A 13,987-nucleotide genomic window follows, 5' to 3' on the forward strand; every position below is an offset into this window, starting at 1 on the left:
CTTAGGCTTTTTGCAAGCGCGCGAACGTTTTACGGAACTTCGCCACCTTGGGCGCCGCCACCGCCATGCAGTAGCCCTGCGTCGGATTGCGGGCAAAAAAGTCCTGGTGATAGGCCTCGGCGGGCCAGTAGTTTTGAACCGCAAGGACTTCGGTCACGATAGGTCGACCGTAGTGCCCGCTGGCGGTCAGCTCAGCGATGATGGCGCGGGCCACGGCCTCCTGCTCCGGGGTGGAGAAGTAAATGCCACTGCGGTACTGGGTGCCGGTGTCATTGCCCTGACGGTTCAGGGTAGTCGGGTCGTGAATGACGAAAAAGATTTCCAGCAGCTCGCGGGTGCTCACCACCGCCGGGTCGTACACCAGCTTCACCACTTCATTGTGGCCGGTCGTCCCGGTGCACACCGCTTCGTAGCTGGGCTGGTGCAAGTGACCATTGCTGTACCCGGATTCGACATCGACCACCCCCATCACCTCGACAAACACAGCCTCAGTGCACCAGAAGCAACCGCCTCCCAGGGTGATGGTTTGGTGTGTGGTGCTCATGGGGGACTCCTGAAAAGAATGGGGTTCATAGCGCCGTGGCACGATGCCCGGGCACACGCTCAGTCGGTTGAACGCCCTGAATCTTACGGAGGAGCCCGATTTCTTGGTGCGGCAAGGGCAATGCACAGACGGTTTGCACAACTTTGCACAAACATCCCTGCGCGGGAAACCACTTGGATTGACACTCAGGGGCGGCACCGGTACATTAATAACCAGCCAGTCAGTAATTTATGCCAACCCTCCCCACCCTTTGTGACATTGCCTCTAGCGCGCGCGCCAAGCGCGAGCGGCGCAAAGACGCACGCCCGGGTGAGTTGCTGGCAGCCGCACTGGAACTGTTTGTGGAAAAAGGCTTTGCCGCCACCCGCGCCGAAGAGGTCGCCAAGTTGGCCGGCGTGTCCAAGGGCACCTTGTTTTTGTATTTCTCCAGCAAGGAAGAGCTGTTCAAAGCAGTCGTACGCGAAAACATTTCGGGCCGCTTCTCCGAATGGAGCGCCGAGTTGGAAACCTTTGAAGGCAACAGCGCCGACCTACTGCGCTACTGCATGACTGCCTGGTGGGAACGCGTGGGCTCTACCAAAGCATCCGGCATTTCCAAGCTGATGATGAGTGAAGCGGGCAATTTTCCAGAACTTGCTGCTTTTTACCAAGAGGAAGTCGTCAAACCCGGAAATGACCTGATCCGCCGCGTCTTGCAGCGGGGCGTGGATTCCGGAGAGTTCCGGCAGCTGAATGTGGAATACGGCGTTTACTTGTTGCTCGCCCCCATGATGTTTCTGGCCCTGTGGCGCCACTCCCTCGGCCCCTGCGTGGCGGGCAATGGGGAACTGGACCCCATTGCTTACCTGAACACCCATATCGACAACCTGCTGCTGGGGCTGACAGTACGCACACCTGCCGCACCCAACGCCTCCTGACACTATGAAACCCTGGATCAAATGGACCACCGTGGCCGTCAGCATGGCCATCGTCGCCGGTGTAGGCCTACGGCTCGTCGCGAGCAACAAAGCCAAAAAAGAGGTACTGGAAAGCCAACAGGCTGCACTCAAAGTACCGGTGAGCCTGGAGCTGGGTGCTGCAGATCTGGTGCGTGCAAACACCGTGGAACTCACCCGCACCCTGCCAGTTTCCGGCCCGATCAAAGCAGTGAGCTCAGCCTTTGTGAAAGCCCGTGTCGCGGGCGAACTGCAAGGGCTGACCGTGCGCGAGGGCGATATGGTCAAAGCCGGCCAAGTGCTGGCGCGCGTGGACTCCACGGAATACCAAGCCCGCACCCGCCAGGCACAACAGCAAGCCGAATCCGCCAAAGCGCAGGTGGATATTGCCCGCCGCAGCTTTGAGAACAACCGCAAGCTGGTGGACCAGGGCTTTATTTCCCAGACGGCACTGGAGTCCTCCAGCGCCAGCCTGGCGGCCGCCGAGGCCTCCTACCGTGCTGCGATGGCAGGTGTGGATGTGGCGGCCAAATCACTGGAGGACACCGTGCTGCGCGCCCCCATCTCAGGCCAGGTCGCACAGCGCCTGACCCAACCCGGCGAACGCGTGGCGATTGATGCGCGCGTGCTGGAAATCGTGGACCTGAGCCGCCTCGAGGTGGAAGCCAGTCTGGCAGCGGCCGACTCACTGGGCGTTAAACCCGGACAAACTGCGCAACTGACGGTAGAAGGCTCTGCACAGCGCCTGCAAGCCCGCGTGGCCCGCATCAACCCCAGCGCGGTGGCGGGCAGCCGCTCTGTGCTGGTGTACTTGAGCCTGGAAAAGCCCGAAGGTCTGCGCCAGGGCCTGTTCGCCCAAGGCGCACTGGCCGTGGGTGGCAGCCGCACATTGGCCTTGCCGGTGAGCGCCATACGCACCGACAAGCCACAACCCTATGTGCAGTGGGTGCAGGACAACAAAGTCGCCCACCAGACGGTGGAGCTGGGCGAGCGCGGTGAGGCAAATGGCGTGGCCATGGTCAGTGTCAAGGGCATACCCGAAGGTACCCAGGTGTTGGCGGGTGCAGTGGGCGCCCTGCGTGCGGGAACCGCTATCAAAAACGCAGCAGGTAGCAACTGATGTGGTTTACCCGCGTTAGCCTCCAGAACCCGGTGTTCGCCACCATGGTCATGCTGGCCCTGGTGGTATTGGGCCTGTTTTCGCTGCAGCGTCTGCAGGTGGACCAGTTCCCCAATATCGACTTTCCGGTGGTGGTGGTCATCACCGACTACCCCGGTGCATCTCCCGAAATTGTGGAGAGTGAAGTCTCCAAAAAAATCGAGGAAGGCGTCAACTCGATCGCCGGCATCAATGCCCTGACCTCCCGCAGTTACGAAGGCCAGAGCGTGGTGGTGATTGAATTCGGCCTGCACATCGACGGCCGCAAAGCGGCAGACGACGTGCGAGAAAAAGTGGCTGCCGTCAAACCCCTGCTGCGTACCGAAGTCAAAGAACCCCGCGTCTTGCGTTTCGATCCGTCTTCACGCGCCGTCTGGTCGGTGGCCGTGTTGCCGGACGCCAGCCAGGGCGGCAAAGCGCTGACCGCCGTAGAACTGACCAACTGGGCAGAGCAGAATTTCAAGAAGCGCCTGGAGAACGTACGCGGCGTAGGCTCAGTCACCCTGGTGGGCGGTACCAAGCGCGAGATCAACCTTTACCTGAACCCGCAGGCGCTGGAGTCCTTCGGCATCACGCCGGACCAGGTGGTCACCGCTGTCACCAATGAAAACCAGGACCTGCCCCTGGGCACCATCCACTCAAACGAGCAGGAGCGTGTGATTCAGGTGCAGGCCCGCATGCAGCGGCCGGAAGACTTTGGCAGCATCATCGTGGCCCGCAAGAACGGCACACCGGTACGACTGGACCAGGTCGCCCGCGTGGCTGATGGCGCCCAGGAGGCTGAGACACTGGCCCTCTACAACGGCCAGCGCACCCTGCTGATGAACGTGCAAAAGTCCCAGGACGAAAACACCATCATGGTGGTGGATGGCCTCATCAAAGCCTTGGATGAGATGAAGAAACAGCTTCCGCCCGGTGTGCGGCTGGAGCAGATCACCGATGGCTCCCGCCAGATACGGGTGTCGGTCAACAACGTGCGCCAAACGCTGATTGAAGGCGCCGTGCTTACGGTGCTCATCGTGTTCCTGTTCCTGAACTCGTGGCGCTCCACCGTCATCACCGGACTCACGCTCCCGATTGCGCTTATCGGTACCTTCCTGTTCATGAACGCCTTCGGCTTCACCATCAACATGATCACGCTGATGGCCTTGTCGCTGTGCGTGGGCCTGCTGATTGACGATGCCATCGTGGTCCGCGAAAACATCGTGCGCCATGTGCAGATGGGCAAAAATGCGTTCAATGCTTCGCTGGACGGCACCCAGGAAATCGGCCTGGCCGTGCTGGCCACCACCCTCTCCATCGTGGCGGTGTTCCTGCCCATTGGCTTCATGGGCGGCATCATCGGCAAGTTCTTCCACGAGTTCGGCATCACCATCGTGGCGGCCGTGCTGATCTCGATGTTTGTGAGCTTCACGCTGGACCCCATGCTCTCCAGCGTCTGGCATGACCCCAGCATCGAAAACCACGGCAAAGGACATGCGCCGGTCTCTTTCTACGACAAGACCATAGGCCGCGTTACCGGCCTGTTTGACCGTGGCACCGAGGCCTTGGCTGAGGGCTACCAAAGCATCCTGCGCTGGGCCTTGTTGCACAAGCTGGCGACGGTGCTGCTGGCGATCGGTATCTTTGTGGGCAGCATACTCATGGTGCCTTTGCTGGGCACCGAGTTCGTGCCCAAATCGGACTTTTCGGAGACTTCACTCACCTTCAACACACCGGTGGGTTCGTCATTGGAGGTGACAGAGGCACGCGCCCGCCAGGTCGAGGCCATCATCCGCGAATTCCCCGAGGTGCGTTACACGCTGACCACCATCAACACCGGCAATGCGCAGGGAAAGATCTACGCCAACATTTACATCCGGCTGGTGGACCGCAAGGACCGCAGCCTGAGCGTAGACCAGATGTCGGTGAAGCTGCGCCAACGCCTGCGCAATATGGCAGGCATTACCGTTACCCACGTGGGTCTGCTCGATGCGGTAGGCGGGCAAAAGCAGATCCTGTTCTCCATCCAGGGGCCTGACACCCACGAGCTGGAACGATTGACGACACTGGCACTGGAAAAAGTACGCGATGTTCCCGGCTTGGTAGACCTGGACTCGAGCATGAAGCCCAACAAGCCGACCCTGGATGTGCAGGTACGCCGGGATGCGGCCTCCGACCTCGGCCTGAATGTGGCGCAGATCGGCAGCGCCCTGCGCACCCTGATCGCCGGCAAAACCGTGGGCAACTGGCGCGCGCCGGACGACCAGACCTATGACGTGAATGTGCGCCTGGCCCCTGATGCCCGTGACGCCGCATCCGACCTGCAGCGCCTGCCCTTCACCGTGGGCAGCAATGCCGATGGCAGTCCCCGCATCGTGCGCCTGAACCAGGTGGCCGACGTGCGTGAATCCACCGGCCCGAACCAGATCAACCGCCGCGACCTTACCCGCGAGGTATCCATCAGCGGCAACGTGTCGGGCCGCTCCGCGGGTGAGGTGTCGGCCGACATCAAGACCGCGATGGACAGCATCAGCCTGCCGCCGGGCTACAGCTACAAGTTCAGCGGCTCCACCAAAGACATGGCCGAAGCCTTCGGCTACGCCATCTCCGCGCTGGTGCTGGCCATCGTGTTCATCTACATGATTCTGGCCAGCCAGTTCAAGAGCTTCCTGCAACCACTGGCCTTGATGACATCTCTGCCGCTCACACTGATCGGCGTGGTGCTGGCGCTGATGATGTTCAACTCCACGCTCTCCATGTTCTCGATCATCGGGGTGGTGATGCTGATGGGCCTGGTCACTAAGAACGCGATTCTGCTGGTGGACTTTGCCATCCGGGCCCGGGAGGATGGTATGGAGCGCTCAGAGGCCTTGTTGCTGGCTGCCCGGGTACGCCTGCGACCCATCCTCATGACCACGCTGGCCATGATTTTCGGCATGGTGCCCCTGGCCTTTGCACTGAGCGAGGGCTCTGAGATGCGAGCACCCATGGGGCAGGCGGTGATAGGCGGTGTCATTACCTCTTCCCTGCTCACGCTGGTCGTCGTTCCGGTGGTGTACTGCTACATGGATGATCTGGCGCAATGGGCCCGACGCCTGTGGTCCGGCGCACCAGCCCCCGGCCGGTAAAATTTGTCACACCTGTTTAACGTGACCCAAGGAAACTTTGCCATGCATCCGAATCAAGCCCGTTTCAACATGATCGAGCAACAAATCCGCCCCTGGAATGTGCTCGACCTCCAGGTTCTGGACCTGCTGGCCAACGTGCGTCGTGACGAGTTTGTTCCCGCCGCCCACAAAAGCCTGGCCTTTGCCGACCTCGAAATTCCTTTGCCTGCCGGCCAGTGCATGCTTGCCCCGCGCCTGGAAGCCCGCATGCTGCAAGACCTCGCGGTGAAGTCCCACGAAACCGTGCTCGAAATCGGTGCCGGCTCCGGCTTTATGGCTGCCCTGTTGGCGCACCGTGCCCGCCAGGTGCTGACGCTGGAAATCGTGCCTGAACTCGCCGCATTTGCCCGCAGCAACCTCGCACAAGCAGGCCTGAGCAATGTGACGGTGCGTGAAGCAGATGGCTCCAAGCTCGCCGCCTCTGAAGGCAAGTTCGACGTGATCCTGCTCAGCGGCTCGGTCGGTCAAATTCCCCAAGACCTGTTGCAACACCTCAACATCGGCGGTCGCCTGGGCGCCATCGTGGGCGATGACCCGGTCATGAACGCCACCATCGTCACCCGCACCAGCGAGACCGACTTCCGCACCGTGGCCACCTGGGAAACCATGGTCCAGCGCCTGCAAGGTTTTGCGGAACCCGAGCGTTTCCAGTTTTAAACCCCTCCCTGTGCAATTGGCATGATCCATCAAATCCGTCCCACCGACCTGGAAGCCTGGTACGCCAGCGTGCAAGGCCACGGCCAGCCCCTGGTGCTGGACGTGCGTGAGCCCCACGAACTGGCCCTGGCCAGCGTGGTGCCTGACGGATTCGATGTGCTCAGCATTCCCATGGGGGTGGTTCCGGTCCGCTTGCAGGAATTGCCTGCCGACCGGCCGATTGCCTGCCTCTGCCACCACGGCGCGCGCAGCATGCAAGTGGCCCTGTTTTTACAAAGCCGCGGCTTTGAAGACCTGGCCAACATTGCAGGCGGCATCGACGCATGGTCTGCGGAGCGGGACGTTCATGTCCCGCGCTACTAGCGCCAGCGTGACCAGGCACCGAATTCATCCCCTTTTGACACACTGACTGAGAAAGCCATCCATGCACCGCCCTACCAACTCTCGACTGCGCCTCTTGCCCCTCGCATGGGCCCTGGCCGGCGTGTTTGCCGCATCCCACTCGTCTGCCCAAAGCCTGCAGGACCTGTACACCGCAGCACGTGGCTATGACGCCAGTTACCAGTCCGCCAAGAGCCTGTATGAGGCCAATCTGGCCAAAGCCGAGCAGGCCCGGGCCCTGCTGCTTCCCAGCGCCAACTTTGCATTGGGTGCCAGCCGCTCCAACCAGGAAATCCTGCCCAACCCGGACCGCAGCTACGGCGCACAAACGGCCACTATCAGCGCTTCCCAGCCCCTGTACCGCCCGGCCAACAAGGCCAGCTACGACCAGGGCATGAAGAGCGTGGAAGCCGCCAAGGCCCAGTTGCTGGCCTCTGAACAAGATCTGATCGTGCGGGTGAGCCAGGCCTACTTTGATGTGCTGGCCTCGACCGACAGCCTGACCTTTGTCAAAGCCCAAAAGGCTGCAGTAGCCGAGCAACTGGCCTCTGCCAAGCGCAACTTCGAGGTCGGCACCTCCACCATCACCGATACCCGCGAAGCCCAGGCCCGCTTTGACCTGGTGGTCGCCCAGGAACTGGCCGCTGAGAACGACCTGCGCGTCAAATCCATCGCCCTGAACCAGCTGGTGGGCGTGAGCAATGCATCGCCCAAGCCACTGGCCGCCCCCATCGTGCTGGCACCGGTGGAACCCGCGGACCCGGAAGCCTGGGTGCAACAGTCTGAAGACCAGCACCCGGCACTGGCGCAGCTGAAGGTGGCCCTGGAAGTGGCCAAGCTGGAAACCGCCAAGGCAGAAGCCGGCCACAAGCCCACCCTGGACTTGACCGGCAGCTATTCCGCAGTCAACAACAACGGCACGTCCACCGCTGTTGCCGATAGCCGTGTGAACGTGGCTACCGTCGGTGTGAGCTTCAACCTGCCGGTGTTCGCCGGTTTTGCAACCCAGAACCGCATCAAGGAAACCTTGGCGCTGGAAGAAAAAGCCCGCACCGATCTGGAAGCCAGCCGCCGCACCATCGCGCAGGCGATCCGCACGGCCTACTTCGGTTTGCAAAGTGGCCAGGCCCAGGTCAAGGCCTATGAGGCTGCCGAGGCCTCCAGCAAGAGCGCGCTGGACGCCAACAAGCTGGGTTACCAGGTCGGTGTGCGCATCAACATCGATGTGCTCAACAGCCAGAGCCAGCTCTACAGCACCAAGGCCACCCTGGCCAAGGCGCGTTACGACGTGCTGGTGGGTGGATTGAAGCTCAAGCAAGCCGCCGGCACCCTGAAAGCTGAGGACCTGGCGCCTATCAATAGCCAACTGGTACCGTGATGACTCCCGGAGGCACTTTGATATAAAAAGTGCCTCTGGCGCCCGCCGGATATGCGCGAGCAGCTATACAAACAATAGCAAGCCTCCCTAGCGGAGGCTTTTTTGTGCCCGGACCGGCCAGCCCGGCAGAAAGCCCAAAGCCAACTCCAGCTGGTGCCCGGCATCCTGCAGGCGCGCGTTGTTGTGGATTTCCAGCACCGTCGTACCCGCTGGGCGCTCCAAAGGTGGTGCGCGCTCCAGCCGCGCCCGGATATCTGCTGCACTCTCGCGCCCGCGTGCCACCAGACGTTTCAGCAGCACTTCCGGAGACGCAGTCACATGCAACACCACCAGCCCTGGGATAAGGGCAATGGCTTGCGGCAGGTAAGCACGTGAGCCTGTCACGAACACCCAGCCGGTGCCGGGTGGGCCCCGCAATTCAGCGTGGCGCACCCCATAGTCCAGGCCATTGGCCGACCAGCACAGTCCGAAGCTGCCAGCATCGCGGGCGGCTGCAAATGTTTCGCGGGTCATCGGCTCGTGCTGCTCTGCACCCGGGTGCGCTGCACGGGTGATGCAACGCCGGGCAAAATGCACACCAGCGTTCGGCGGCAGATGCGCTTTCAGCCACTCCAACACGCTGTCTTTGCCCGCGCCTGACGGACCCAGTACATAGATGAGCACGGGGCTCATGGCGCCAGCGGGAACTGGTCCAGCACCACAAAGTCTGCGCCCGGCTGGGGCTCTGCAAACAAGGTCAGGCTGTCCATGTGGTCGGGCGTCTTTCCATCGAAATGCCGCTGCGCCGCGGTCTGCAACGCCTGCACTTCTTGGGGCACACGACCGTGCAAGCTCCCGGTGAGCGACATGTGAAACCGGAAGTGCTCGAACACATAGGGGTAACCCCAAGCCACCAGCATCGCGTCTTCGGCGGCGGTCAGCGGCGCTTTGCGGCGGCGCTGCAACTCGGCCTCCGACAGCGGGGCTACCAAGGCATGCAGCTCACGCACACAAGCGGCCGCAATGTGGTCCAGACCGGTGGTGTCACCCACGGGAGTCAGTGCCAGAAAGTCATCCAGATGGCTCACCTGCAAGCGGGGCATGGGAATGGCGCTCAAGCTCCCCGCCAACTGCGCCATGCGCTCACGCAGTTGCTGCAGATTCACGCCCGCCGCCAAGGTGAAAGGCGCTTTCAAGGTAGCGTGCCAGCCATAGCGGCGCGGTGCGGCGGTCAGCTCTGCAAGGGTCAAAGGGGACATGCCGTCCACCACCGATTGCAGCCGCAACAACCCATCATGCGCACAGCGCCCTAGCCACTGGCTGCCGGCATGCCATGCATCGCTGCCCATGGCGGGTGCGTAATACACCGCATAGCGGTGGTAGTGGCTCTCAGTCATGGTGGTTCACCATCAGGTTGACGCGGTCCCCGGCAAACCAGGTCAGCGCGAATTCAATCGGCGCACCGGCCGTGTCTACGTTCACACTCTCCACGCGCAGGACCGGCCGGTTCACCGGCTGGCGCAAGTGGGCGGCTACGTCCGCCTCCGGCATTTGGGCGGTGATGCGGCTTTCCTGCCGGGTGTAGTCCGCCACGCCGGCCGCCTGAAAGGCCGCGGTGATGGAGCCCGTCTGCGCGACCACCGCGTCCAACCCTTCGAAGCGGGGCAAAGGAAAGGCCCGTTCACTCACATGCAGCGGCAGGCCTTGGGCCTCGCCCAACACCTCCAGCACCAGCACCTTGCTGCGCGCAGGCAGGGCCAAGGCCGTGGCTTGTGTTTTGGTGGCCCGCTCGGTGTGCACCGACAGCACCTGCAAGCCGCCTTTGAGCCCGGCATGTGCCAGGTTCTGCTGATGGCGGGTGCGCTTGGCCAGCATCAGGTCCACAGCGAAGTCTTCCACGTAGGTGCCGCTGCCCTGAGCGATGCGCACCAGCCCTTGGCTGGACAGGCTCGCCAGCGAACGGCGGATGGTGTGCCGGTTGACTCCGAACTGTTCCGCTAGCGCGTGTTCCGACGGCAGGCGCTGCCCCGGGCGGTAGGCACCGCGTCCGATGGCATCAGCAATGTCGGAGGCGATGCGCGTCCAGAAGCTCTCTTTGGTGCCGCTCTCAACGGCTGCGTCGATGGAAGTAATGCTTGTCATGAAACCTACATACCCGCTGGATAAGCTGCGGACAGATTCTAAATTTGTCTATACAACTTTCAGGGTACCACTGCGATGTTTCACGCATTTGACAATGACGGACCGCCCCGGCACACCACCCGCCCGGATTGGATGGCGCTGCTGTCCAGAGCCCCGCTGGATCTCCTCGAATCCGCCCTCGCCCCTTATGCAGCGCAAGCCCCGCAATGGCTGCGTCAGCCCGAAACCGGGCTTTACATGGTGCAGGGCCGTGCAGGCGCTACTGGTGAACGCTTTAACCTCGGTGAAGTCACCGTCACCCGCTGCGCGCTGCGTCTTCCCTCCGCCTCTGCAGCCTCCGGCCACACCGTGGGCGTCGCGTATGTACTGGGTCGCTCACGCCGCAAAGCCCACCTCGCCGCTGCGGCCGATGCCCTGCTGCAAGACCCTGCCCACCACGACGCGCTGAACGACCAGTTGCTCCAACCGGTGCGCCGCCACCTGGCTCTGCACAGCGCACAACGCCACGCCAAAGCACAAAGCACCAAGGTGGAGTTCTTCACCGTGGCGCGTGAATCCGGCGGCGAAGATGACGAAGGAGACCAGGAATGAACACCCCCGACCTCAGCACCCTGGGTGCCGGCTTCAGCCACGAAGCGCTGGGCAGCCAGGCCGTGTTCCGCCAAGCCCTGCAAGCCTTGTCGCACCCCGGCCGCTGCATCGCAGTGCCCAGCGATGCTCAAGTGCCACAAGGCGCCCACCCGGCCTCAGCCGCCTTTCTGCTCGCCATGCTGGACTCGGACTGCCGCGTCTGGCTCTCACCCCGCCTGGCCTCCGGCCCTGCCGCGCTCTGGTTGCAATTCCACACCGGCTGCACGGTGGTGCCATCGGCTGCAGATGCGGCTTTTGTGTGGGTGGCACAAGGCGATGCCATGCCCGCCTTGCACGAACTGGAGCAAGGCTCCGACGCCTACCCCGACCAGTCCGCCACCTGCGTGATCGATGTAGCAGGTCTGACTTCTGCGCATGCGGACGGTGCGTGGGAACTCAGCGGCCCCGGCATCCAGAGCACCCAGGCACTCAGCGTGCAGGGCCTGCCCCCTGACTTCACCCGCCAATGGGCTGCCAACCAGGCGCGTTTCCCGCGTGGAGTGGATGTGTTTCTGGCCAGCGAAAGCCATTTGGCAGGCCTGCCGCGCACCACGCGCATTGCAACTCCGGGAGGGCGCTGACCATGTACGTAGCCGTCAAGGGCGGGGAATCCGCCATCCTCAACAGCTACGGCCTGCTGGCGGCCCAGCGCCGTGGCGACCCGGCCTTGCCGGAGCTCAGCATTGCGCAAATCCGGGAGCAGCTCAAGCTCGCCGTGGACCGCGTGATGAACGAAGGCTCGGTGCACGACCCCGAACTCGCGGCACTCGCCATCAAGCAAGCCAGTGGCGACCTGGTGGAGGCCATCTTTTTGCTGCGCGCTTACCGCGCCACGCTCCCCCGCCTGGGCAACACCGTGCCTTTGAAAACCGAACGCATGCAGCTGGACCGCCGCATCTCGGCCACCTTCAAAGACTTGCCCGGCGGACAGGTACTGGGCCCCACGTACGACTACACCCAGCGCCTGCTGGACTTCACCTTGCTGGCCGAAGGCCGCACTCCCGTGAGCAGCGCGCCATCCGCGCCCGTGGTGGGTACGCAAGCCGCCGTCACCCCGCGTGTGGTGGATCTGCTCAATGACGAAGGCCTGATCGAAACCCGGCCCATTCCACCCGGCGACCCCGCACCCGTGGACCTGACCCGCGAACCCCTGCGCTTTCCGGCGGCGCGGGCCACCCGTTTGCAAAACCTGGCCCGCGCGGACGAAGGCTTTTTGCTCTCCATGGCGTACTCCACCCAGCGCGGCTACGCCCACAGCCACCCCTTTGTGGGCGAGGTGCGCTTGGGCAGCGTGGCAGTGGAGATTGAGCCGGAAGAGCTGGGCTTTGCCATCTCCATCGGCGACATCGAAATCACCGAATGCGAAATGGTCAACCAGTTCGCCGGTAGCAAAACGGAGCCACCGCAGTTCACCCGCGGCTACGGCCTGGCTTTCGGCCACTGCGAGCGCAAGGCCATGGCCATGAGCCTGGTGGACCGTGCGCTGCGCGCGGATGAGCTGGGCGAGGCCATTGAGTCGCCCGCACAAGTGCAGGAATTTGTGCTCTCGCACAGCGACAGCCTGGAGGCTTCCGGCTTTGTGCAACACCTGAAATTGCCGCACTACGTGGACTTCCAGTCCGAGCTGGAGCTGATCCGCAAAATGCGCGCCGCCGCTGTGGAGGACACGACCCCATGAACGCCCGTCTGGAAACCACCCTGCCGGATACCGGCCACACTGCGGACGAGGTGCAACAGCACTTCAACTTCGCGTACCTGGATGAGCGCACCAAACGCATGATCCGCCGCACCATCCTGAAGGCGGTAGCCATCCCCGGCTACCAGGTGCCCTTCGGTTCCCGCGAAATGCCCTTGCCCTATGGCTGGGGGACCGGCGGCATACAAGTTACCGCTGCAGTCATCGGCCCGGATGAAGTCCTCAAGATCATTGACCAGGGCTCGGACGACACCGTCAACGCGGTCAACATCCGCCGCTTCTTTCAGCGCACGGCCGGCGTGCGAACCACCACCCGCACCGCAGAGGCCACGCTGATCCAGACCCGCCATCGCATCCCCGAGACGCCGCTCACCGAAGGCCAGATCATCGTGTACCAGGTGCCGGTGCCCGAGCCGCTGCAGCGGCTGGAGCCACGCGAAACCGAGACGCGCACCCTGCATGCGCTGGCGGAATACGGCCTCATGCATGTGAAGCTCTACGAAGACATTGCGCGCTACGGCCACATTGCCACCACCTATGACTATCCGGTCATGGTGAACCACCGCTACCTGATGGCACCCTCGCCCATCCCCAAGTTCGACAACCCCAAGATGCACATGAACCCGGCCTTGCAGCTCTTTGGCGCAGGCCGCGAAAAGCGCATCTACGCTGTGCCCCCCTACACCGCGGTAGAGAGCTTGGGTTTCGAAGACCACCCTTTTGAAGTGCAGAAGTGGGACAGCGCCTGCGCTTTGTGTGGTGCGACCGACAGCTTCTTGGATGAAGTGATCACCGACGACGCCGGTGCCCGCATGCACGTGTGCTCGGACTCGGACTACTGCCAATCCCGCCAGGCTGCGCAAACAGAGCAGGCGCCATCGGGAGAGGCCGCATGAGCGCCCACATCCGCCAGGCTATCGAAGCCGATTTGCCGAGCGTGCTGGCCCTGTATGCCCAGCCGGACCTGGACAACGGGCATGTGTTGAGTGAGCACGAGGCCCGCGCCGTGTTCGCGCAGTTTGCGCGCTACCCGAACTACCGCCTGTTCGTCGCTCTGCGGGACGACAGGGTAGTGGGCACTTATGCGCTGCTGGTCATGCACAACCTGGCGCATCGGGGCGCGCCTTCCGCCATTGCCGAAGACGTGGTGGTCGATAGAGCCTACCAGGGTCAGGGCATAGGTCGCCAAATGATGGCCCATGCCCTGCAACGGGCCAAAGAGGCCGGTTGCTACAAGCTGGCCCTGTCTTCCAACCGCAAGCGCAAGGACGCGCATGCCTTTTACGAATCGCTGGGCTTTCAACAGCACGGCCTGAGCTTTGTGATGGAGCCCTGAC

Annotated in this window: 15 protein-coding genes; 11 read left to right on the forward strand and 4 right to left on the reverse strand. The window is 62.8% G+C overall.

Annotated features, from left to right (window positions below; translation table 11 throughout):
* Nucleotide 1: 1 nt before the first annotated feature.
* Nucleotides 2-544 carry a peptide-methionine (S)-S-oxide reductase MsrA gene (gene msrA / locus RAN89_RS16485; protein WP_313867312.1) on the reverse strand — a complete coding sequence of 181 codons (543 nt, stop codon included), beginning with the start codon at nucleotides 542-544 and terminating at the stop codon, nucleotides 2-4.
* Between the two features lie 230 nt (nucleotides 545-774).
* On the opposite strand from msrA, the gene RAN89_RS16490 reads away from it, so the two are divergent.
* From RAN89_RS16490 to RAN89_RS16515, 6 genes are all read left to right on the forward strand, one after another.
* Nucleotides 775-1,461 carry a TetR/AcrR family transcriptional regulator gene (locus tag RAN89_RS16490; protein WP_313867313.1) on the forward strand — a complete coding sequence of 229 codons (687 nt, stop codon included), beginning with the start codon at nucleotides 775-777 and terminating at the stop codon, nucleotides 1,459-1,461.
* A gap of 4 nt (nucleotides 1,462-1,465) precedes the next feature.
* A complete protein-coding gene (locus RAN89_RS16495) occupies nucleotides 1,466-2,599 on the forward strand; it encodes an efflux RND transporter periplasmic adaptor subunit (RefSeq protein WP_313867314.1) in 1,134 nt (377 codons plus the stop codon).
* The gene (locus tag RAN89_RS16500; protein WP_313867315.1) at nucleotides 2,599-5,748 is read left to right on the forward strand and encodes an efflux RND transporter permease subunit; all 3,150 of its coding nucleotides are present in this window, start codon (nucleotides 2,599-2,601) and stop codon (nucleotides 5,746-5,748) included. Before RAN89_RS16495 ends, RAN89_RS16500 begins: the two co-directional genes overlap by 1 nt.
* A gap of 42 nt (nucleotides 5,749-5,790) precedes the next feature.
* Nucleotides 5,791-6,444 carry a protein-L-isoaspartate O-methyltransferase family protein gene (locus RAN89_RS16505; protein WP_313867316.1) on the forward strand — a complete coding sequence of 218 codons (654 nt, stop codon included), beginning with the start codon at nucleotides 5,791-5,793 and terminating at the stop codon, nucleotides 6,442-6,444.
* 21 nt (nucleotides 6,445-6,465) lie between these two features.
* Nucleotides 6,466-6,807, forward strand: coding sequence for a rhodanese-like domain-containing protein (locus tag RAN89_RS16510; RefSeq protein WP_313867317.1), 342 nt, complete (start codon nucleotides 6,466-6,468; stop codon nucleotides 6,805-6,807).
* 61 nt (nucleotides 6,808-6,868) lie between these two features.
* Complete coding sequence (locus RAN89_RS16515; RefSeq protein ID WP_313867318.1) at nucleotides 6,869-8,203, forward strand: TolC family outer membrane protein; 1,335 nt, start codon at nucleotides 6,869-6,871, stop codon at nucleotides 8,201-8,203.
* An 87-nt stretch (nucleotides 8,204-8,290) separates the two neighbouring features.
* On the opposite strand, the gene RAN89_RS16520 is transcribed toward RAN89_RS16515, so the two are convergent.
* Genes RAN89_RS16520 through phnF form a run of 3 tightly spaced genes read right to left on the reverse strand, consistent with a single transcriptional unit; the run spans nucleotide 8,291 to nucleotide 10,324 of the window.
* Nucleotides 8,291-8,875, reverse strand: coding sequence for a ribose 1,5-bisphosphate phosphokinase PhnN (locus tag RAN89_RS16520; RefSeq protein WP_313867319.1), 585 nt, complete (start codon nucleotides 8,873-8,875; stop codon nucleotides 8,291-8,293).
* Nucleotides 8,872-9,579 carry a DUF1045 domain-containing protein gene (locus tag RAN89_RS16525; RefSeq protein WP_313867320.1) on the reverse strand — a complete coding sequence of 236 codons (708 nt, stop codon included), beginning with the start codon at nucleotides 9,577-9,579 and terminating at the stop codon, nucleotides 8,872-8,874. Before RAN89_RS16525 ends, RAN89_RS16520 begins: the two co-directional genes overlap by 4 nt.
* Nucleotides 9,572-10,324: a phosphonate metabolism transcriptional regulator PhnF gene (phnF, locus tag RAN89_RS16530; RefSeq protein ID WP_313867321.1), complete on the reverse strand. Its 753-nt coding sequence runs from the start codon at nucleotides 10,322-10,324 to the stop codon at nucleotides 9,572-9,574. Before phnF ends, RAN89_RS16525 begins: the two co-directional genes overlap by 8 nt.
* Before the next feature lie 75 nt (nucleotides 10,325-10,399).
* Here phnF and phnG point away from each other — a divergent pair, with 75 nt between their 5' ends.
* Genes phnG through RAN89_RS16555 form a run of 5 tightly spaced genes read left to right on the forward strand, consistent with a single transcriptional unit; the run spans nucleotide 10,400 to nucleotide 13,986 of the window.
* Nucleotides 10,400-10,915: a phosphonate C-P lyase system protein PhnG gene (gene phnG, locus RAN89_RS16535; protein WP_313867322.1), complete on the forward strand. Its 516-nt coding sequence runs from the start codon at nucleotides 10,400-10,402 to the stop codon at nucleotides 10,913-10,915.
* Complete coding sequence (gene phnH / locus RAN89_RS16540; RefSeq protein ID WP_313867323.1) at nucleotides 10,912-11,535, forward strand: phosphonate C-P lyase system protein PhnH; 624 nt, start codon at nucleotides 10,912-10,914, stop codon at nucleotides 11,533-11,535. The genes phnG and phnH overlap by 4 nt, the downstream gene beginning before the upstream one ends.
* A 2-nt stretch (nucleotides 11,536-11,537) precedes the next feature.
* Entirely contained in the window at nucleotides 11,538-12,632 is a 1,095-nt protein-coding gene (locus RAN89_RS16545) for a carbon-phosphorus lyase complex subunit (protein WP_313867324.1), read from the forward strand.
* Nucleotides 12,629-13,546 carry an alpha-D-ribose 1-methylphosphonate 5-phosphate C-P-lyase PhnJ gene (locus RAN89_RS16550; protein ID WP_313867325.1) on the forward strand — a complete coding sequence of 306 codons (918 nt, stop codon included), beginning with the start codon at nucleotides 12,629-12,631 and terminating at the stop codon, nucleotides 13,544-13,546. The genes RAN89_RS16545 and RAN89_RS16550 overlap by 4 nt, the downstream gene beginning before the upstream one ends.
* Complete coding sequence (locus RAN89_RS16555; protein WP_313867326.1) at nucleotides 13,543-13,986, forward strand: GNAT family N-acetyltransferase; 444 nt, start codon at nucleotides 13,543-13,545, stop codon at nucleotides 13,984-13,986. Before RAN89_RS16550 ends, RAN89_RS16555 begins: the two co-directional genes overlap by 4 nt.
* The last annotated feature ends 1 nt before the right edge of the window (nucleotide 13,987 follow it).

Source organism: Rhodoferax mekongensis (assembly GCF_032191775.1).
Lineage (GTDB): Bacteria > Pseudomonadota > Gammaproteobacteria > Burkholderiales > Burkholderiaceae_C > Allorhodoferax > Allorhodoferax mekongensis.

What these genes read in the sequence shown, in the direction of transcription:
- msrA (WP_313867312.1), bottom strand. Translation starts at nt 544, where the DNA reads ATGAGCACCACACACCAAACCATCACCCTGGGAGGCGGTTGCTTCTGG.
- RAN89_RS16490 (WP_313867313.1), top strand. Translation starts at nt 775, where the DNA reads ATGCCAACCCTCCCCACCCTTTGTGACATTGCCTCTAGCGCGCGCGCC.
- RAN89_RS16495 (WP_313867314.1), top strand. Translation starts at nt 1,466, where the DNA reads ATGAAACCCTGGATCAAATGGACCACCGTGGCCGTCAGCATGGCCATC.
- RAN89_RS16500 (WP_313867315.1), top strand. Translation starts at nt 2,599, where the DNA reads ATGTGGTTTACCCGCGTTAGCCTCCAGAACCCGGTGTTCGCCACCATG.
- RAN89_RS16505 (WP_313867316.1), top strand. Translation starts at nt 5,791, where the DNA reads ATGCATCCGAATCAAGCCCGTTTCAACATGATCGAGCAACAAATCCGC.
- RAN89_RS16510 (WP_313867317.1), top strand. Translation starts at nt 6,466, where the DNA reads ATGATCCATCAAATCCGTCCCACCGACCTGGAAGCCTGGTACGCCAGC.
- RAN89_RS16515 (WP_313867318.1), top strand. Translation starts at nt 6,869, where the DNA reads ATGCACCGCCCTACCAACTCTCGACTGCGCCTCTTGCCCCTCGCATGG.
- RAN89_RS16520 (WP_313867319.1), bottom strand. Translation starts at nt 8,875, where the DNA reads ATGAGCCCCGTGCTCATCTATGTACTGGGTCCGTCAGGCGCGGGCAAA.
- RAN89_RS16525 (WP_313867320.1), bottom strand. Translation starts at nt 9,579, where the DNA reads ATGACTGAGAGCCACTACCACCGCTATGCGGTGTATTACGCACCCGCC.
- phnF (WP_313867321.1), bottom strand. Translation starts at nt 10,324, where the DNA reads ATGACAAGCATTACTTCCATCGACGCAGCCGTTGAGAGCGGCACCAAA.
- phnG (WP_313867322.1), top strand. Translation starts at nt 10,400, where the DNA reads ATGTTTCACGCATTTGACAATGACGGACCGCCCCGGCACACCACCCGC.
- phnH (WP_313867323.1), top strand. Translation starts at nt 10,912, where the DNA reads ATGAACACCCCCGACCTCAGCACCCTGGGTGCCGGCTTCAGCCACGAA.
- RAN89_RS16545 (WP_313867324.1), top strand. Translation starts at nt 11,538, where the DNA reads ATGTACGTAGCCGTCAAGGGCGGGGAATCCGCCATCCTCAACAGCTAC.
- RAN89_RS16550 (WP_313867325.1), top strand. Translation starts at nt 12,629, where the DNA reads ATGAACGCCCGTCTGGAAACCACCCTGCCGGATACCGGCCACACTGCG.
- RAN89_RS16555 (WP_313867326.1), top strand. Translation starts at nt 13,543, where the DNA reads ATGAGCGCCCACATCCGCCAGGCTATCGAAGCCGATTTGCCGAGCGTG.